This window comes from Bacillus andreraoultii (assembly GCF_001244735.1).
Taxonomy (GTDB): Bacteria; Bacillota; Bacilli; order Bacillales; family Caldibacillaceae; genus Caldifermentibacillus; species Caldifermentibacillus andreraoultii.
In genome coordinates, this window is the sequence record NZ_LN868937.1 from 587853 (window position 1) to 606186 (window position 18334).

General features: G+C 32.0%; 18 protein-coding genes and 1 pseudogene. 13 read left to right on the forward strand and 6 right to left on the reverse strand.

Annotated elements, in window-relative coordinates; genetic code table 11:
• Window positions 1–236: 236 nt before the first annotated feature.
• Window positions 237–2240: pseudogene (locus BN2144_RS08025) on the reverse strand (Spaf_1101 family AAA-like ATPase); the annotation flags it as partial.
• A 94-nt stretch (window positions 2241–2334) separates the two neighbouring features.
• On the opposite strand from BN2144_RS08025, the gene BN2144_RS08030 reads away from it, so the two are divergent.
• Window positions 2335–3378, forward strand: a complete 1044-nt coding sequence (locus BN2144_RS08030) for an IS1595 family transposase (protein WP_082195103.1) — start codon at window positions 2335–2337, stop codon at window positions 3376–3378.
• A 71-nt stretch (window positions 3379–3449) separates the two neighbouring features.
• A complete protein-coding gene (locus BN2144_RS08035) occupies window positions 3450–4001 on the forward strand; it encodes a GNAT family N-acetyltransferase (RefSeq protein ID WP_033826340.1) in 552 nt (183 codons plus the stop codon).
• A 49-nt stretch (window positions 4002–4050) separates the two neighbouring features.
• On the opposite strand, the gene BN2144_RS08040 is transcribed toward BN2144_RS08035, so the two are convergent.
• On the reverse strand, window positions 4051–4452 hold the full coding sequence (locus BN2144_RS08040) for a PHP domain-containing protein (RefSeq protein ID WP_033827767.1): 402 nt from the start codon (window positions 4450–4452) through the stop codon (window positions 4051–4053).
• A 924-nt stretch (window positions 4453–5376) separates the two neighbouring features.
• On the opposite strand from BN2144_RS08040, the gene BN2144_RS20340 reads away from it, so the two are divergent.
• On the forward strand, window positions 5377–5814 hold the full coding sequence (locus BN2144_RS20340) for a hypothetical protein (protein ID WP_033827768.1): 438 nt from the start codon (window positions 5377–5379) through the stop codon (window positions 5812–5814).
• Between the two features lie 1108 nt (window positions 5815–6922).
• On the opposite strand, the gene BN2144_RS08050 is transcribed toward BN2144_RS20340, so the two are convergent.
• Together BN2144_RS08050 and BN2144_RS08055 are read right to left on the reverse strand one after the other, a co-directional pair.
• Complete coding sequence (locus BN2144_RS08050) at window positions 6923–7396, reverse strand: hypothetical protein (protein ID WP_050632259.1); 474 nt, start codon at window positions 7394–7396, stop codon at window positions 6923–6925.
• 9 nt (window positions 7397–7405) lie between these two features.
• Complete coding sequence (locus tag BN2144_RS08055) at window positions 7406–7978, reverse strand: hypothetical protein (RefSeq protein WP_033827769.1); 573 nt, start codon at window positions 7976–7978, stop codon at window positions 7406–7408.
• Between the two features lie 529 nt (window positions 7979–8507).
• Here BN2144_RS08055 and BN2144_RS08060 point away from each other — a divergent pair.
• Window positions 8508–8756, forward strand: a complete 249-nt coding sequence (locus BN2144_RS08060) for a hypothetical protein (RefSeq protein WP_050632260.1) — start codon at window positions 8508–8510, stop codon at window positions 8754–8756.
• A gap of 111 nt (window positions 8757–8867) precedes the next feature.
• Here the strand turns inward: BN2144_RS08060 and BN2144_RS08065 are convergent, their stop codons facing one another.
• Window positions 8868–10085: a replication-relaxation family protein gene (locus BN2144_RS08065; RefSeq protein ID WP_050632261.1), complete on the reverse strand. Its 1218-nt coding sequence runs from the start codon at window positions 10083–10085 to the stop codon at window positions 8868–8870.
• Between the two features lie 807 nt (window positions 10086–10892).
• On the opposite strand from BN2144_RS08065, the gene BN2144_RS08070 reads away from it, so the two are divergent.
• From BN2144_RS08070 to BN2144_RS08080, 3 genes are all read left to right on the forward strand, one after another.
• Complete coding sequence (locus BN2144_RS08070; protein ID WP_033827770.1) at window positions 10893–11360, forward strand: hypothetical protein; 468 nt, start codon at window positions 10893–10895, stop codon at window positions 11358–11360.
• A gap of 82 nt (window positions 11361–11442) precedes the next feature.
• Complete coding sequence (locus tag BN2144_RS20085; protein ID WP_033827771.1) at window positions 11443–12369, forward strand: hypothetical protein; 927 nt, start codon at window positions 11443–11445, stop codon at window positions 12367–12369.
• The gene (locus tag BN2144_RS08080) at window positions 12329–13117 is read left to right on the forward strand and encodes an ATP-binding protein (RefSeq protein ID WP_042337769.1); all 789 of its coding nucleotides are present in this window, start codon (window positions 12329–12331) and stop codon (window positions 13115–13117) included. The genes BN2144_RS20085 and BN2144_RS08080 overlap by 41 nt, the downstream gene beginning before the upstream one ends.
• 148 nt (window positions 13118–13265) lie before the next feature.
• Here the strand turns inward: BN2144_RS08080 and BN2144_RS19135 are convergent, their stop codons facing one another.
• The gene (locus tag BN2144_RS19135) at window positions 13266–13631 is read right to left on the reverse strand and encodes a helix-turn-helix domain-containing protein (RefSeq protein WP_042337771.1); all 366 of its coding nucleotides are present in this window, start codon (window positions 13629–13631) and stop codon (window positions 13266–13268) included.
• 138 nt (window positions 13632–13769) lie between these two features.
• On the opposite strand from BN2144_RS19135, the gene BN2144_RS08090 reads away from it, so the two are divergent.
• The 6 genes from BN2144_RS08090 to BN2144_RS08105 all read left to right on the forward strand — a co-directional run bounded on the left by BN2144_RS08090 (window position 13770) and on the right by BN2144_RS08105 (window position 18276).
• Window positions 13770–14072: a hypothetical protein gene (locus BN2144_RS08090; RefSeq protein WP_042337773.1), complete on the forward strand. Its 303-nt coding sequence runs from the start codon at window positions 13770–13772 to the stop codon at window positions 14070–14072.
• Window positions 14073–14262: 190 nt separating this feature from the next.
• Window positions 14263–14559: a site-specific integrase gene (locus tag BN2144_RS20345; protein WP_230199719.1), complete on the forward strand. Its 297-nt coding sequence runs from the start codon at window positions 14263–14265 to the stop codon at window positions 14557–14559.
• Between the two features lie 20 nt (window positions 14560–14579).
• The gene (locus BN2144_RS08095) at window positions 14580–15176 is read left to right on the forward strand and encodes a tyrosine-type recombinase/integrase (protein ID WP_230199720.1); all 597 of its coding nucleotides are present in this window, start codon (window positions 14580–14582) and stop codon (window positions 15174–15176) included.
• 100 nt (window positions 15177–15276) lie between these two features.
• Entirely contained in the window at window positions 15277–16287 is a 1011-nt protein-coding gene (locus tag BN2144_RS08100) for a hypothetical protein (protein WP_033827773.1), read from the forward strand.
• Between the two features lies 1 nt (window position 16288).
• The gene (locus BN2144_RS19880) at window positions 16289–16444 is read left to right on the forward strand and encodes a hypothetical protein (protein ID WP_154665499.1); all 156 of its coding nucleotides are present in this window, start codon (window positions 16289–16291) and stop codon (window positions 16442–16444) included.
• Window positions 16445–16614: 170 nt separating this feature from the next.
• Window positions 16615–18276 (forward strand): IS1182 family transposase, encoded by a 1662-nt coding sequence (locus tag BN2144_RS08105; protein WP_230199721.1) that lies wholly within the window; start codon window positions 16615–16617, stop codon window positions 18274–18276.
• The last annotated feature ends 58 nt before the right edge of the window (window positions 18277–18334 follow it).

The window sequence follows — 18334 nt, forward strand, 5'->3', positions numbered from 1 at the left end:
CGCTGAATTACATTCTTTTAAATACATAAAGTTTCATTGCCAAGTAGCGGGTGTCTTCTGTAGACATAATCCTATGAAAAGTAACGAGCCATAGGATTTACAAGGCATACGAGGCTATCGAATTCGCCACTCAATGTAGGCAGGTGGATATACTGAATTGCGCATACTCTGGACTGGCCTACCATTTTTTAGTGCTAGATACAAATACACAAGGTAAATAGTTTTTTTGGTTGTTTTCAATCTCGCTCTAATACATCTTGGTATAAAAACTGTTTGTGTTTAAAGGACTCAATTCCACCTTCAAGTAAATTTATTATTTGATTCAAAATTGATTTTTCAGTAGGATATCCCGTTGTTTCCACCCAACCATTTTTATTATTAGACTCCATAACAATTACCTGCTCTGCTTTTGAGTTAGTAACAATTGTAGAGTTGTGCGTTGCAATAATAACTTGTCTTTTTGATTTAGCTTTCCTTAAATCGCTAACTAAGTTTTTATAGATATATCTATTATCTAAATTATCTTCAGGTTGATCTATGATTAGGGGCGTATAATCATTTGAATAATCACTATAAGAAAGAATAAATGATAACATAGCAACTACTTTTTGACCTAAAGAAAGTTCTTTTACACTCTTAAATATTTTTCCAACTGTTTTGTTTGTTTCCATATTATTTATATTAAATTCTAAATCAAATTTTTCAAAATCCTGTAAGTAGTTTTTTATTAGTTCAACAGCATAAGGAATTCCGTTCTCCAAAACTCTTTTGTGTATAATACTGAGGAATTTGTTAATGTTTTTTTTCGACAATTCACCTATATCTGATTCGATTTGTTTTTGAGATAGAGAAGTAGTATATTTCTTTACATTTTCTAATTCTAATATCTTATTAAAATTCTTTTCTCCGAATAACAGAAAAGCATTTATAGGGTCGGTTTTTTCACTTAAAACATTTAGATATTCAATTAAATCTGAAATCTTTATATTGAATTTTTCAAAGTAATCATCCGGATCGTGCATCTTTACTTTTAAAATCTCATCCCAGCTAAGCATTGAATTCCTGATACTATTTTGATGGTATATGATTCTTAACTTATTTTCATGGTTAGCGTTAAAGTCGTCAAGTGCATTATGAACAGTTATCTTGCGGTCTTTTAAGATTGCCGGTATTTCATTGTATTTAAGTTTTAAACCTTTAAAGGTAGTAATTTTTCCAACTTTTCTTCGCTCAGATAATACTTCATTTTTAAAAAACATTTCTCGGATAAAATTAGTAATCTCATCTGAACTAGAAGTCCTAACAAGCTCATTAACGGAATATCTTTTATAAAAAAAGTTTGATAGAAGTCTTTTCTTTTCTCTTGTTACTTCTTCAATAAATAATTGGTTTTGATCGGTTGATTTTTTAAAGATTTGAATATATTTATCTAATGTTATCTCTTTAATTTTATTTCTATCAAATATAAATCTCTTATCGTATTTATAATTGTCGAAGTCATTGCTAAAATAACCTAAAATTGAAGTGAACTGCTTTTTATCGAATTTTGGCGTATTAAATAAAATATAATAATCCTCACCATTATATGAGCAAATAACACAAACTCTGCCTTGCTTGCAAATGTTTTCCAAGGTTTTTTCATCGTAGACATTTTGGGAAAGAACAAAATTAATAGTATTTAAAACAGTGCTTTTTCCAGTACCCCTACCGCCTATAAAACAATTAAGGGATTCAGAAAAGGATAAACTAAAATCTCCCTTTCCTCCTTTTCCAGAAAGGAATCCCCCTTCCTTAACTACTATACCTTTAATAAAAACATTGGGCTTTTCCGGTTCCTCATACTCTGTCGAAATCTCAAAATCTCTAATTGCATTTTTTAGCATTGTAAAATCAATTTTTTGTCCTTTCACCCAAAGGGGCTTCGTTGCTAAGGTATCTAAACTATGTGAATCCTCGTCTAATACAAAATTATAACTCTTATTGGTATACTTTTTTAAATTTTCTTTCACAGTAGGAATTTTATCTAAATGAGATACTCCTAGTAATCTATTGTTAATGGAATTAAACAAATGATTTTTATATCCGCCGCTTAGAAAGTCGGGTTTAAAGATATCTGAACTATTGATATGTGCAATATATCCGATCCCATTAAGTCCATTTATCATTTTCAAAACTTCCAAGCTTGTTTGGTATGTTCCAGATATACAATCCATGATATTATTAGGAATCCATTCGTTTAAACGATTGGCTCTGTTAAAGTTAGTTGTTGATTATTTGATATACAGGAACTTATGTTCTATAATAAGATTATCATTATTAAAGTTGGTGATGACGATGAGAGCAACTGTTATTCTTAAAGCCATTCAAAAACTAAATCCAGCAGAAAAACATCGATTACGAGAATATTTAATTGATGCACTTACAGCATCCTCCTCAACAGGAACCGTTCTTCAAGAAATATCTGAGCGTAAAAACAAGAATGGTTATCGTTGTCCAGATTGTGAATCGGAGCATATTGTTCGGTTTGGAAAATATTCAACTATCGTTGAAGGAGAAGAAGTTAAAAAGCAACGTTATCGATGCAAAGCGTGTAAAAAGACATTTACCGACCTTACACATACAGCTTTATATCGAACTCGTCGTCTTAACCAATGGATGAAGTTTATCGAGTGTATGATAGAAGGATATTCATTACGTAAGTCTGCTGAATTGATTGGCAATGTTACTCACGTCACATTATTTTATTGGAGACACAAGCTCTTATCTTCGTTAAAACAATTGGAAATATCAAACTTTGAAGGTATCGTTGAAATGGACGAGACCTATTTCTTGTACTCAGAAAAAGGACAGAGAAAAATTAAAGATAGAAAGCCCCGCAAGCGTGGTGGTTCTGCAAAGAAACGTGGTATAAGCAATGAACAAGTATGTGTTCTAGTTGCAAGGGACCGTGACAAAATGACTTTTTCACAGGTATTAGGAATGGGTAGATTAACAAAAGAACAATTGGACAAAGCTATCGGTCATAAACTTTCAAGTGAAAATATATTATGTACCGATTCTTGGCGTGCCTTTAAAACATACGCTGCTGAAAAAGGAATGGTTATTTATCAATTCAAGTCTGATGGTAAGGTTCGTACAAAGGGGTTATACCATATTCAGAACGTCAATAATTACCATCGAAGGCTTAAAGGATGGATACAACGATTTAACGGTGTTGCTACTAAGTACCTAAACAATTACCTTGTCTGGTTTCAGGTATTAGAAAGCATTCAACATCAAAGAAATGAAGTCACGATGAATGACTTGATTATTAGAGGGAACTTAACACAAAATTCGGAAACCTTTGATACAATTAGGTTAAATAAAATTGTGATATAACATTGTTTCTTATCCAACGTATCGGGCAGATTAGTGGGAAGAGCTATTACGGTATAAAAGGGGGACAAAAAATGGAAACAAAAAAACTGCCAAAAGTAATACTAAGAGAATTAACTCTTGATGATGTCGAAGACCGATATCAATGGTGTTTAGATAAAGAAGTAACAAAACATTTAAATATGCCAGATAAATATCCACCATTTAGCAGAGAAGAAACTCTAAATTGGATTAAGATGTGCATTGAAAAAACAAATGGATATGAACAAAAAGCGATAGTAACTGAACAGGGTAAACATATAGGTTGGATTGACCTGAAAAACATCGATAAATTAAACAAACACGCCGAATTAGGCATAGCAATAGGTGATAAAAACTATTGGGGAAAAGGGTATGGATTATCTGCGATGCAAGAAATGCTTTTGTGGGGGTTTAATGAATTAGAACTTAACAAGATTTGGCTTAGAGTTGAGGTTGATAATGAAAGAGCCATAAAATCTTATAAACGAATGGGTTATGTCGAAGAAGGTATTTTGAGACAAGACCGATTAAGAAATAAAAAATTTGTTGACCGTTTAAGATTGAGTATTCTTAAAGATGAGTTCTTCAGCAAAAGAAAGTTTTAGTTGAATAAGACTATATTACAAGATAGAACTTCCAGATAATTGGAAGTTCTTATTTTTTCTTTATATCAACATTAAACTTTAACAGAGCCAAACGATTAATTATTTCAGGCTTATTTTCAAATATACCAACAACATGACATTTATCAGCACAAGATATTTCAATACCTAATAAAATATTTGTATATGTTCTTTTAGGAAAAGTTTTATGGAAAATATTTACAGCTTCAGCAAGCTTTTGGTAACCGGATATTGTATTATGATCAGTAATGACAGCTAATTTAATATTTTGATCAGACAACTTTTTAGCTATTAGTAAGTACGCAAAATATTCTTTTATTGTTTCAAAATGTTTATTTTGGGTTGTAATATCTAATGCTTCTTCGTAGGATAAGCTATTTTCAGGAAATAGTTGTTCTTTTATAGCCAATAAATACATTTCTTCATCTGACATTTTACTGTAATAATCAGTATTTGCACTTTCTAATAGTCTATAATCATGTGAGGCTGGTGTATGAATATGGAATACCGTTTTATGATAATCTGCATATTTTTTTCTTTTTGAGCTAATTGCTGAATCTATGTTATTAATGAAACTATCCTTTAGAAGTGTTCTGTTGTAACTTATTTTTAGTACCTCCTAGACAATAAAGATATTCTTCGACAAAACTCTATGTTATTACTTAATTTTCTCATTTTTTATTCTAATTTTCTACTAATAATGTAAATCAGGAAAATACAGTTGTTATTATGATTATAGGATTATTTTTATGGAAGCCCTATGCAGACACCAAAATTTTTCATTCAAATGAAAAACGAGGAATGTAATGAGGATAATTCAATTAAAGGAATTGATTGAAGTTTTAGTGTATCTGGTAATTAATTCATGTATGTTCATTAGTAATAAATAATAATTAACTAAGAGAGAGTCATTTTGCCGGAATTGTTAAGATCGAAGGCATGAAAGAATACTTGGTCGAGGTAAGAATATAGCTTTGATACATCCTTGTTAGATCATCAAAAGAAATCATCATTCGTGGTCGAGATTCAAGTAATTTTAGATATGAAAATATAATAAGTTATGATAAAGCTAAGCAGTTAGTGGAAGAGGGGGAGCAAGCACACCGAGTAACTGTCTGTGCTTGTATCAAGTGTAATCAGAATAAAGCTGATATTGGGTATGAGGAATATATAGAGAATGTGGAATTGGCTGAACGGAGTTAAACGGATTAATTATTTTTTTACGAATGTGTTAGAACGTTGTATAAATAACCTTCAGCTTGTTTTCAAATAAGAAAGCCCAGATTGAAAATGAGTAACAGTCGCTTTAAGAAATAACGTAATATAAGTGCAAAGTAGGAAGGGATGAAGTTATTTTATGACAGAGCATAAGAGGAAGTTCGAATGGGTCGATAAGTGGGCGAAGATGACAGGTGAACGTGCAAGGATTGATGCTAAAGCCAACAAGACTGCTATTGTTTATAGGACGGAAAAGGGATGGGTTAGAGAACATTACGATGGTACAATTGAGACAATAAATTCCGAAGAAAATGGTGGTGGGAAAATGCGGGAGAAGGAGCGAATTAATAGAATTATGTCACTCTTACAAAGGATTTGGGAGCAGCAACCTGATATAAGATTTAACCAATTGATTTCTAATCTGCAGCATATGTATTCCTCACAAAACGAAGGGTATGGTCAAAGAATAATGAAAGAGAAAGGACCATTAGGTGATGAAGTAGAATCTTCTTATTTGGACTTATTCTACTTAGAGGATGACAAGTGGGAAGAATTCCTGCAAAGGATAGTTGATTAGGAAAAGACGATTAATAATCTTTTACCCCAAAAATATGATTCGTTTGTATCAGATAATTAAGCGGAACTTGGAGTTGCCAGATAATAATAGTCCTTTTGGATGGATTGCAACAAGATCTTGACAATCCTAATTTGATGCGGTTATCGAAGGACAGGGTTATGAAGTTGTTCATAGGGATAATTGGGTATGTTTAAAATATCCAGTTATGTTGATTAATCTACGATTCATTTTTCATAGTATAATTAAATTATAATTATTGCATTGGAAAATCTGTAACATGATAAGTACTTTTGTTGAAAGGCTTGATTTGTAAAAGGTTACTTTTTTCATAGGAGCCAATTATTTTCACAATCTTTTCTTCTCAAAGTGATTCAAACACTTTGCTCAAAATTCACGAGCAATATATGGTTACTATCATTGGTATGTATTAATCGTCCCTTTTATTGATCACCGGTATAAAACAATATTGAGCATTTAGTAAAAAATTATTAATATATGAAGTCAAAAGATCTGGTAACTAATATTCGAAACCCTAATAAAATAACAATTAAAAATTGGTTAAAAAGTTCAATCGTAACCAATTATAGATACTGGCATTCGTTACGATTGTAAGTAAAAAATTATAACTTAATTTCTATTTAGCTATAATTTTTGGGTGGCAATTAATAGCAGTTTAAGGATTAGTAGACGAATTGGTTAAGAAAGTCTTGTAAAGAGTAAATTTATGGGGATTTTTCAACATTTTTATATTAATAATTAAAGATACAAACAAGGTGAAATCGTGTCTCTAGTTTTTAAAATTTAAGAATTAAAAAAGGGATTACTATTTTTGAAAAAAGAGCGAGGATTTTCAATTTGCTCATCACTTCCGATTCCATTCCTTTCCACAGTCTGGACATTGCCACTTCACAGTTCGATCTTCTTCAATACTATATATAGCAATCTTTCAAGAACCGTGAGTGGCGCCGTAATGTGGTTGCAACTCTTCCGGAATACGTTCGCCTTGCAAGCTAACAAGACAAAATGGGCAATATTCTTTGTTATCATTTAGTCTCTTCATTTTTATCACCCAAGCTATTATAATTTCCAAAGATGAATTGGAGGAAAATTACCCCACGATATCCGACATAATACAGCCGCTTAGCGGGTTTGATAAATCGGTGTGTCTGAACAACCAATTGATAAGTTTTGGTTCAACACTAAATTCTTCAACAAAAACTTTTCCTTCAATAAACAGGATAGCAAATTCAACTGATAGCAGTATATTAGGATTATATTCCTTTAATGTCATTCCTGTAATCCAAAATTGATATTTATCTATGTCGGTCCCAGATCTTTCAAAGTAATAAGAAATCCTATCGTTAATTGTTATGTTGACAAGCTTGTTGTAAAAATCCTCAATATTATTTTCAAAGACCAAGTTTTTTAAAACTCCTTCTACTGAAGTATCCTCGAATTTTATGGAGTATTGTTCGGTATCAAGTCTTTCATTCAGGTGATCCTTCCAATCAGCTTCACTGAGTACTTGATTTGATTTAGTAGTAAACTTTTTTACAACACCAATTGCATAGTATGTTCCCATTAATATCCCTCACTTTTCTTTTAATACTTTTCTTGCAGCATTATGAGCGCTTTTTGCGAAGGGGTTATAAGCTTTTATATCATATGACAGGTATTCTATTGATATATTTAGATTCGGATTTTCCATCTGCTTCTGTTCAAATAGTAGTATTAATGACGTTTGTAGTTTCATTAAAGAAGAAACTTTTCTAAAGGTTACAATACGGTTTAAAATCCTGTTAATATCTTTAACATCTGAATAAATGACTATCTTTTTAGTAAATCTGTTCATATGTTTATCAAAGTGATTTAGACCAAACATAACAGCTTGTAATTCTCCGTATGTATTTTTCCCCTTACAATCATTTGGCGGATAAATAATACTACTTTTGACTGTTACAGATCCGCCCTGTAAATAAGAACAGGCTGCAGACATCATGTTTTTTTCTAATTGCATGGAGCAGTCACAATAAATAAACATGGTATCGAGGCTATAATATTGATCATATATCATCTCCTTTACTTTTGGGGGAATGTTTTTCTCATAATCCCCCCAAAAGTTTGGTTTTTTACCAACGGATTTTACCGTTCCCTTTACTTTCATATTCTTGCACCGCTTTACATTAATTTTTAAAACTATTATAGGGATTATTTTGTATTTCCTATACATAAATTCCGCAACAGGTCAGTTCGTGGTCATGTACGGTTAGTTTAGAGACATAAAAAATCATAAGTGAAATTAAATATTTATATCTGATTTAGTCAATGTTTTTTCTAAACGTAAAAGTTTGGCAAATTGGGGCTACTCGCTATATCTACATGATTAATCATAGCGGAGCGTAGAAACTTCAATTTTTTTCTGGCAGAGAGGCCTGTAATTTTAATTTGGTTTGAGGTAAAGTGAAAAAAGAGCAGAGAATCGATAAGAACAGGTTAGAATATGGTAACCTCTAAGATAGAATAATAGTGTAAGAAATATTTTTATTTACTTTTATTTTAACAAACAACATAATAGAAGACCTTTTGGGTCCGTGTAATAGGTAAAAATCATCGGTAAGATGTGTGACGATGACAATCGTAGACATTCTTAGCGATGTTTTTTTATATTTAAATTCAAAGCTGGAGGTAAAAACATGAGTGAAATGAAAGAATATGTTGTAGTAATAAGTCGAGAGGAAAAAGATGAAAAAGTCACATCGATCCATGCAATGTCACTTGATGAAGCGAGTGCAATCTTTAAAGTTCGGCATAAAGCTGAGGAGGATGCGTTGGAAGTGGGAGAGGCATTGTATATCTTTCAAGCAGAAGAACAACTAACATTTGATAAAAATCAGCGAATAGTATTTCCAAAGGGTGATATGTGTATTATTCAAAAGTTGTAAGACAAGAGAATAAAAGAAATGAAAAAATGACTTCTACTGGATTCAGACAGAAGTCATTTTTTATTTCTATTTAGGGTAAATCAAAAATGAACACTAGTATAACCTGATGTTCTATATTTGTAAAATAGTAAGGTATTTATGCAGTATTTCAGAATAAAGTTGTTGTTCGTTTGACCATCTTTCCTTTGGAAATATAGAAGGTAAATAAGGGTTCTCATGTTTCGAAAGGATAATTTGCTCCAGTCCTGAACGTGTAAGCCCGTTTTTGCGTAATGCAGGATCTATATTACTCATATTTTTCATAAATAAGATGAAATTGCCAAATACAGTAGAATCATATTCACCACTCAATGATAAAAATACTAACTGATATTTTTGATTTTTGATTGCGACTGCAAATGGCACTATTGATTTAATTTCATAAAAGTTAATGGATGAATACCCCTGATTTGACAGAAAATCCCGTACCCTGTCTAATGCAAGTTTTTTATATTTGGGACGGTTAATTTCAAAGTTGATGGTTCCCTCCAATTTATTTATTGGTGATAAAATTAAGTTCACTTTAGTGGCCATTTCTCCCATTGCGTTCAGATAAGCAACTAAAATAGTTGTCCATCTTCTTTTTAATCCGTAAAGTTGCCGTTTTTTGTCTGTGATGAAAAATATACTTGATGGAAGTTTGCTAGTCTCTAGTTGTGATAAATAATGTCGATAGTTAATAAATTTTTCGTATAATTGTTGGTATCCCTCTGTTCCTTTATCTATTTCTATAAAGAAATTTCGATCTCCTATAAGTAATTCGGCATCAGGACGCAATTTTCCTACCCTATTTTTGTAGATATATTCCCCTGTGGCATACATAGAAAGACGATAGTCAATTAGTTCGTCCGTGTTAAGAAAATCTATTTTAATTAATGATTCAATTAATAACAGATGATGTGCAATTTGCTCTAAAGGGGGTTTATAAATACTATACTCTAAATCTGCGTGTGTATGGTATCCATCTATTTCATCTGCAAATGTGTATCCATCTCCTTTTTGTCCGATCTCAATATTTAATAAATCCTTTGTCAATTTAAATCCATTCGGTGTTAAATAATAAACTGATCCCAAGCCAACGTAGTCTTCTAACTTTTTTGAGGTAATGATTTTTTGTTCTTTAAGTCTCTTTAAATAATTATGAATCATTGATTTTTGTGAATTTCGAGGTTCCAAACTTTTATGCACTTTCTGTGTTAGTTGTAATGCTGTCATACCACGGTAGCGAAATAACGTTGATAAGATGTCTTTATCACGTACTGATAATTTATAACTTGAGATTGTATTCATTTTGTAAAATTCCTCCTTTTCATTATTAACAAACTGGACGAAAAAGAACTAAGTGTAAGTTGTAGCCAACAAATCTTCCATTCTCCTCCGTTAAAGCATCCCCTGTCTAACAAGGGTTTGGAGGGAGAAAATCCCAGTGAATGAGTTTGTGAATACAAGTGAACCATTCACTAGATTATTGATTCAGTGAATCATCTAGTGACTGAGATATGACCTACAAATAAAAAGCACTTCTTTTCTAGAAGAGCATCTTACAATAAATAATTCCTTTGCTGAAAACATCTTACCTTCTAGGAAGATAAATTCGAATAGGCACTAGAAATTTAATGGGTAATTTAAATGTTTGGAAATTCATAAATATCATTGGTAGAGCAATGACTAAGAAAATATTTTTATCAAAGGAAAATTTTTTTAGTAAACCTCTTAAAAAGAGAGAAATACGAAAGTAAACTATTTAAGACTTTTAGCAAACATTTAAAATTACAGTTTAGGAGGTAAATATTCAGATGAATTAAGAGGCTTAAAGATTATGTGTAAAGCAATACCTACAAAAGTTTTTTTTTCATCAAGTGAAAATTTTTTTGGTAAACCTCTTAAAAAGAGAGAAATACGAAAGTAAACTATTTAAGACTTTCAGCAAACATTCAAAATTACAGTTTAAGAGGTAAATATTCAGATGATGAATTAAGGGCTTATAGGGTATGTGTAGAGTAATACCTACAAAGGTTTATTTTCATCAATGAAAATTTTTTTAGCAAACCTCTTAAAAGGAGAATTTCCAGTAAATTTTTAGTTTAGGAGGTAAAAATGCAGGTAAAAGAACTAATCCGAATGGTAAATGAAGAAGGAAAGAGTATTTACAATATAAGTGAATCTGAAGGATTTTCAAGAGGCACTTTACGGCAGCGGTTAATAAAATTCGGCTATAAATTTGATGATGAGAGTAAAAAGTGGTTTTATACAGGAACAAATGAGATTGAGCCACTAGATTATGAAATTTGTTATCCGTCAAAAAGTAAACAACAACCGACCGCTAATTTAAAGAATTCAATAGGGGCAGAAAGCACAGATTTTTTTACAGCATTGCTTCAGCTCCCGCTTGAAAGTAACAAGGTTACCAACTCATTCAAAACTGATAAAGCACTTGTAGATCGTATGAAGAAATTCATCGAGCAGGTGTCATTACCAGTAGGGAAAATTTATTCTTTAGCAGTTTATGAGTTTCTTGAAAAATATGAACCAATTTTGAAGGAATTGAAAAACAGTAAAAAATAAAGAAAACTATAAAACGCTTGTTTGCTGAAAGTCTATATCTATCAAAGTAAAAACTATATATTCATTTAAAGGAGGCGATAACTTGCAGAAAAAAGTTTGGAAAGTAGCAGTTGTTAGAGAGGAATTAGTTGTTATAACAGGAAATTATATTAAAGCAATACTATTAAATCAACTTATTTATTGGTCAAAACGTGTTAAGGATTCTAATTTGTATTTCTTAGAGGAAAAGAAACGAATGCAACTAGAAAGAGATAGCGATGATTCTCCACTTAGTTATGGCTGGATTTATAAGAAAGCAGAAGAGTTATCAGAGGAAACAATGTTAAATTTAAATGAAAAGACAATTAGAACTTATTTAAAAGAGCTAGATGATATGGGATATATAGCCCAAAGAAGAAATCCAAAATATAAATGGGATCGGACAATCCAATATCGTGTTAATCTGACAAAAGTCATCGAGGATTTGAACAGAATAGGATACCACATTGAAGAGTATATAATGCTCTTACCAAGTGGAAATTTTTCCAATTCGAATGACAATAATTCTGGAGCAATACCAGAGATTACTTCAGAGACTACTTCAGAAACTATATCAAATACTTCTTCAGAGAAGGAGGATGGGCCGGATTTAAATAAAAATTTATCCTTTGCAAAAATTAGTAAGTTATATTTAGAACTAAGTAATCGAAATAAACTAACTGTTAATGACCGTACAGCTATTGAAGCAGTCTTAGAACAAAGTTACCCAATAAATGAGATCTTAGACTTGACGAAAGAATGTTTTGCTGGATTTAAACAAAAGTATTCTGGAGATAAAATCAAATCATTTCAATATGTAGCAAACTACATTTTTAATAATGCAAAAACAGAACAGGAGGAGTTTCAAAATGGACGGAATTCAATCAATTATGGAAAACTTGAAAACAAAGGTGAGTCAATCTTCAACAAAGTTACAGAAAGAGCAGGTATTGACGGAGGATGGACTAGAAATCTTGAATGCGACTTCTAATTGTCCATATGGTAAATGCGACGGAAGTGGGTTAATGCATCTTGTTAATAAAGATAAAACAGAATTTGCAAGAACTTGTGATTGTATTGTTACAAGACATTATCAACGAAAAATTCAATCAGCAAAGATACCTGATGAATATAAAAATGTCTCTGTTAATTCATTTGATACTAATATTTATGTGAATCAACGAGATAAACAAAAAGCTTTATATGCTAAAAGAGTCGCTATAAAATATGTTGAAATGTTTACGGATATGAAAGATAAAGGAAAAGGTTTGTTCTTATATAGCAATACAAAAGGGTCTGGAAAAACCCATTTAGCTATCAGCATAACAAATGCATTAATAAAAAAGTATGATGTAGAATCATTATATATTTCTTCTGTTAATTTGCTTAATGAAGTAAAGAAAACCTTTCAGGAAAAATCAGAGAATGGAACATACGAGCTGGTTAATACATTTAAGCGTGTCCCATTATTAGTTATTGATGACCTTGGTGTAGAAAACGTAACACGTTGGTCAGAGGAAATGTTGACACAAATTCTTGATGAGAGACTGGGATTTAAAAGACCGACAATTATAACATCTAATTTTAGTTTCGAAGAATTATCAAGGGAATATCCAGCAGGACGCGTAGGTAGCAGAATTGAAAAGATGACATTTCCAATTCCAATGCCTGAAGAAAGTGTTCGTTTACTTAAAGCCCAGCAGGAGAATGAAGAACTTGCAAGACTATTTTTTAAATAATGTATGACAATAAGGCCTTTTATGTATTCGGGATAAATCAACTAAAGATAACTAGTTTAACAAGGGAAAAACCTATAGGGAAGTGATAGAAGATAAGGACTTAATTGATGTGTTGATGCATCCTTCTATTAAATTTCATGTTTTTCCCTTATGTGTCTATAGAAGATGAAATAAATTCTTCCAGAAGATCTTTTAATAATCGTTGCTGATTTGGAGTGAGTCTGATACCTCTGTAGTAAAGGGCTTGATTATCTTTAAATAAACTATATAAATCTTGAGACAGAGGCAAAGATGCATCCACATAACCCGCTTTTTCCATCAAGTGTTCATACGTTACATCAAGTGCCATATGAAATTGTTTTAATAATTCTGGAGAAGGTATTCCCTTTTTTCCAGTTTCAATTTGAGAAATATAAGCATTGCTGACACCTAATTCAGCAGCTAATTCATCAATAGTAAGTCGCTTAGCTTTTCTCAGAGTACGTAAATATTGACCAAATTCTTTTGAATTCAAAGATATTCACCAACCAAAAACCTTCCTTTGCAGAAGCAAGGAAAGGAGATTATAATCATAACTATGAGTTAATTACTTTTAACAAATAGTTAATAACGAAGTGTTTAAAGTTATTTCTAACAATGAAAGGAGTAAGTAATGAAAACATTATCTAGTATCAATCCTTATATTGACGCAGTTACCTTTTTATTTTCTAATCATAGCAAATTACAATCTTATTTGACAGAGGAATTTATTAATATTTATGAAGGAATTATTGAAGAGGATAAATTACGAAGGTTAGCCAAATCTTGGTCACGTAGTGAAAAGTTTGTTTTAAACTTGGCTCTTCACCTATATTCTGGACAAGGAAAAATCGATTTAAACGATATAGACTATTTGGATTCAGAAAATAAACGGCTTGTTATGGAGGCGCTGAAAATAAGGCTTAAAGGAATTTAATAGTAGAAAGTCGAAATTCATAGTTGATACTTTGAAATGAATCCAGAAATGTTTACCTTTCTGGATTATACATAAAATTAGTCGTAGAATTATGATTCTAAGACAAATGAGGTAAATTAAGACGGATTATTGGTCGTAGAATTTTAAAAAGGCTTAATGAGGATTGTTCGTAGAATTATTTTATTCTTGGATGGGAGAGAATGAAAACTATATTGATCCATTTGTTCATTATTTATATGAAGAAGCGAAAGACGAAAAGACGATTACTGCTTACCGTACAACAGTTACACATTTTCTGAAATGGAAAGAAGAGATTTACGGGGACTATAATATTGATGAAACACGTCCCATTGATATAAAAGAATATACTAGCTATTTAAAACATCAATGCAAACGGAAACCAGCAACCATAAATAAATATATTGCTGCATTAAAGGTTTTTTTGCTTTTTTATTTGATCAAGGTCTGGTTAAGGACAATCCGATGACTCGTATCAAGATTGAATCATTGAAATATGCTAATAGTTCTAATGAAACAAAATGGTTAACTAAAGAAGAACAAGACTGCTTCATCAGTTATGTTCAATTAGAACAGAATGAATTTAAGCGACTGCGTAATCTTGCAATTATCGATTTAATGTTGTATGCAGGACTACAAGTGCATGAAGTTTCTTCATTAGAAATAGATGATATTATAACCAAGGAAAAAGACCTTAGAGTGATTATTCGTTCTGGTAAGGGAAATAAATTTGCAATTGTAATGCTTGTTCAGAAGCACGCTAAAAATTTACGAAAATGGTTAAAGTATCGAAAAGGTCTTGAAAAGAAAATACATAAGGAATCCACCCGATTATTTGTATCGGAACGTTCCCCGTTTTTATCTGAAAGAGGAATTCAAAAGATGTTGAATAAATATGCCCAGCTGGCAAATATGGAAAACATCACCCCACACCGCTTCCGTCACAGTTTTTGTAAAAACCTTGCGAATTCTGGAACTCCTATTGATATTATAAGAAAGTTAGCCCGGCATGAGAGCATTCAAACAACCGTTATTTATGTTGATTCATCGCAGGAGGAACAGATTGAAGCGTTGAGAAGGATGTAACCTAAATAAATGTATATTAATGGTTCATTAAAAAATAAATTGATGTATTTCACTCAATTAAACTATGGTAATATAAGGAGGATGAAAGGAATGTAGATATATGAAAAAGTCATCGATATATATTTATGCTTCTTTACTTTTTATCTTATTTTTTGACTTGTGGGTTGAAAATTCAGAACAGGCGAAAAAATTTTTTGGCTTTTGGATTGAACCTTTAGTGGATGAACCAAAATTTTCAGTAGTATGGACTATCTTAATAATTGTTGCAATAATAATATACTTTAAAAATAAGATTGATGAAAAAGAAGAAGATAGAAGAGAATTAGAAAAAACTCTAGAATCTGAAATGGCTATTTTAGTCATGGCTAATAAAGAATTAAATAAATATAGGTTACAAGATAATCTTATGATTATTTTAAATAAATTCGTACAACAGAATGCATATGTTAATGCTGTTCAGTGGTATCATTATGAGGAAAATAATATACATGGACAAACTAAATTTAAGTTAAACTATCAGTACGGATCGGTAGTGGAAGAGGTTAATTTAAATGCAGTACAGCAAATATATTATCAATGTGATACATCTACTTTAAAGGAATTTAGAAAAGCAAAACGAATATATAATATAGAAGGAAATCCTGAACTATTAGTTGAGTTTATTATCAAAGTTTATAATATGATTGCTAATAAGAAGGATAATATGTTGACTCAAAAGGATGCAGTATTATGCTCACTAATGATTATATCTTTTGAAATAATTGAAAAAGATTATGGTTTGGTTTTTGAGGAATTTTCCGGGCCAAATGCGAGGAAATTCCAAAAGTTAATAGATAATAATCGCATTGGAATATTGAGAGCAGCCTTGATGGAAGACGAGTACTATTCTTTCACACACACGAGGGAAAATGAAAAGTTTAACCGCCAATATATATCCCGGTTGGTAAAAGCTGGGGATGAAAGTGTGGTTTTCACTATTGTATTAGATTCAAGTATATTAGAAGAGGAAAAATATGAAAGTTTAATGTTAAATATTGCTATGGATTTTGAAAAACTATTAAAAAATCTAGAAAAGTTGTATAATAGAAATAATGAAGGAGCAGGTGAATAATATGCCAAGAAAAACAAATAATAATCAGCGAGAATTATTGATTAAAAGATTAAATGAAGCAGGCATGAAAGTTCATTCTGGAAAAAAGGTACCAAAAAAAGGTGAATATTCAGGGATAATTGGTAAAAGTAAAAAAGTTTTAGAACTAAAAATTTAATTAGTTTAAAAAGAGGCTGGGACAAAACTCCAGTAAAATAAAAATTAAGGCGTTGGAGCTTACACTAAAAAGTGTAGACCCAACGCCTTTTTTGTCACAATTCTAGTAAACAAAAAGGGCACCTTTTGATAAAATTAAAGTGACGAAACAATAATTTTGGAGGTGCCCTTATGTTTAAACATTATAACATGAATCAAGTAGTTTTACCGCTAAATTTAGAAATTAAGTTGAAAGAAAACGATATTGCTTTTGCGATCAATGATCTTGTCGAGAGTATTCCCGAAGAAGCTTTCGAGGACTTCATACGACAAACCGGCCGTCCCGCGTATCATCCTCGTATGATGTTGAAAGTCATTTTGTGTGGATATACGCAATCCGTGTTTTCCGGCCGTAAAATAGAAGCTTTATTACAGGATAGTATCCGCATGATGTGGCTAGCTCAAGGACATGAACCTAGCTATCGCACCATCAATCGCTTCCGTTCTAATCCACTCATTGAAAACATCCTACGTGAATGCTTTGTCCAGTTCCGAAATCAGCTCGTGGAAAAGGAATTGATTGAAGAGGAAGCCATTTTTATTGATGGTACAAAAATTGAAGCAAACGCAAATAAGTTCACCTTTGTATGGCGGAAGTCCATTGAAAGATATAGTGATAAGCTAATTGAAAAGTCCAATCAACTGTATGATGAGCTGCTAGAGAAGGAGATCATCCCAGCAATAGAGCGAGAAAAGGAAGAGGAACTTTCCGTCAAAGAAATGGAAGAAGTAGTCGAAAAGTTAGACGAGAAAATCGAGGAATATAATAAAAAGATTGAAGTATCTGAAGTTGGGAGTGAACGGAAAAAGCTCCGTTCCGAACGCAAATTACCCATACAATCTCGGAAGCAATGGATGGATTACATTACTCGCAAACAAAAGTATCAAAACGATATGGAGATTTTCGGTGATCGCAATAGTTACTCAAAGACGGACCCAGATGCGACGTTTATGCGCATGAAGGACGACTACATGAAGAACGGTCAATTGAAAGCTGGTTACAATGTCCAAATTGCGACGGAAGGTCAATATGTGCTCGCTTACGATGTTTTCCCAAACCCGACCGATACACGCACTTTAATTCCTTTTCTCGACACGATTGAAGAAAACTTTTTCGAGCTTCCGGAATTCATTGTCGCGGATGCAGGATATGGTAGCGAACAGAATTATGAAGATATCATCGAGAATCGAAATCGAACGCCACTTATTACATACAATCAATATCGAAAGGAGAAGAAAAAGAAGCATAAGGACAACGCTTTTCATGTAGATAATTGGGAATATAATGAGGACGAAGATACTTTTCTGTGCCCAAATGGTCGGAAAGTACGATTTAGCCATCATTCCAAACGAACAGACAGGTACGGATTCACCCGTGAATTTAAAGTGTACGAGTGTGAGGACTGTTCGGATTGTCCACTCCGCGATTTATGCACGAAAGCAAAAGAAGGGAACAACCGAAAAGTCTACATGAATGAAAAGTGGGAGTCCCAAAAAGAATATGTACGTACGAAGCTTTCAGACGAGAAAACTGGTGAAATTTACGGAAAACGTAAAATTGATGTAGAACCAGCGTTCGGTTTTCTGAAGGCTAATTTAGGTTTCACTCGTTTTTCCGTCAGAGGAAAACAGAAAGTGAAAAATGAATTAGCCTTTGCGTTGATGGCGGTGAATATGAGAAAAGTCACCGCCATCAGCGGTAAAATAGTGACGAGAAATGGAAAAACCCCACAAAAAAGGTTCCAAGCAAATTTTTTATTGCCTGGAACCTTTTTATATACTACTTTTGGCTAGTTATGTCCCAGCCTCTTTTTTTTATGTATAGCATATAAATGTATTGGATATAAACATA

What these genes read in the sequence shown, in the direction of transcription:
- BN2144_RS08030 (WP_082195103.1), top strand. Translation starts at nt 2,335, where the DNA reads ATGAGAGCAACTGTTATTCTTAAAGCCATTCAAAAACTAAATCCAGCA.
- BN2144_RS08035 (WP_033826340.1), top strand. Translation starts at nt 3,450, where the DNA reads ATGGAAACAAAAAAACTGCCAAAAGTAATACTAAGAGAATTAACTCTT.
- BN2144_RS08040 (WP_033827767.1), bottom strand. Translation starts at nt 4,452, where the DNA reads ATGTCAGATGAAGAAATGTATTTATTGGCTATAAAAGAACAACTATTT.
- BN2144_RS20340 (WP_033827768.1), top strand. Translation starts at nt 5,377, where the DNA reads ATGACAGAGCATAAGAGGAAGTTCGAATGGGTCGATAAGTGGGCGAAG.
- BN2144_RS08050 (WP_050632259.1), bottom strand. Translation starts at nt 7,396, where the DNA reads ATGGGAACATACTATGCAATTGGTGTTGTAAAAAAGTTTACTACTAAA.
- BN2144_RS08055 (WP_033827769.1), bottom strand. Translation starts at nt 7,978, where the DNA reads ATGAAAGTAAAGGGAACGGTAAAATCCGTTGGTAAAAAACCAAACTTT.
- BN2144_RS08060 (WP_050632260.1), top strand. Translation starts at nt 8,508, where the DNA reads ATGAGTGAAATGAAAGAATATGTTGTAGTAATAAGTCGAGAGGAAAAA.
- BN2144_RS08065 (WP_050632261.1), bottom strand. Translation starts at nt 10,085, where the DNA reads ATGAATACAATCTCAAGTTATAAATTATCAGTACGTGATAAAGACATC.
- BN2144_RS08070 (WP_033827770.1), top strand. Translation starts at nt 10,893, where the DNA reads ATGCAGGTAAAAGAACTAATCCGAATGGTAAATGAAGAAGGAAAGAGT.
- BN2144_RS08090 (WP_042337773.1), top strand. Translation starts at nt 13,770, where the DNA reads ATGAAAACATTATCTAGTATCAATCCTTATATTGACGCAGTTACCTTT.
- BN2144_RS20345 (WP_230199719.1), top strand. Translation starts at nt 14,263, where the DNA reads ATGGGAGAGAATGAAAACTATATTGATCCATTTGTTCATTATTTATAT.
- BN2144_RS08100 (WP_033827773.1), top strand. Translation starts at nt 15,277, where the DNA reads ATGAAAAAGTCATCGATATATATTTATGCTTCTTTACTTTTTATCTTA.
- BN2144_RS19880 (WP_154665499.1), top strand. Translation starts at nt 16,289, where the DNA reads ATGCCAAGAAAAACAAATAATAATCAGCGAGAATTATTGATTAAAAGA.
- BN2144_RS08105 (WP_230199721.1), top strand. Translation starts at nt 16,615, where the DNA reads ATGTTTAAACATTATAACATGAATCAAGTAGTTTTACCGCTAAATTTA.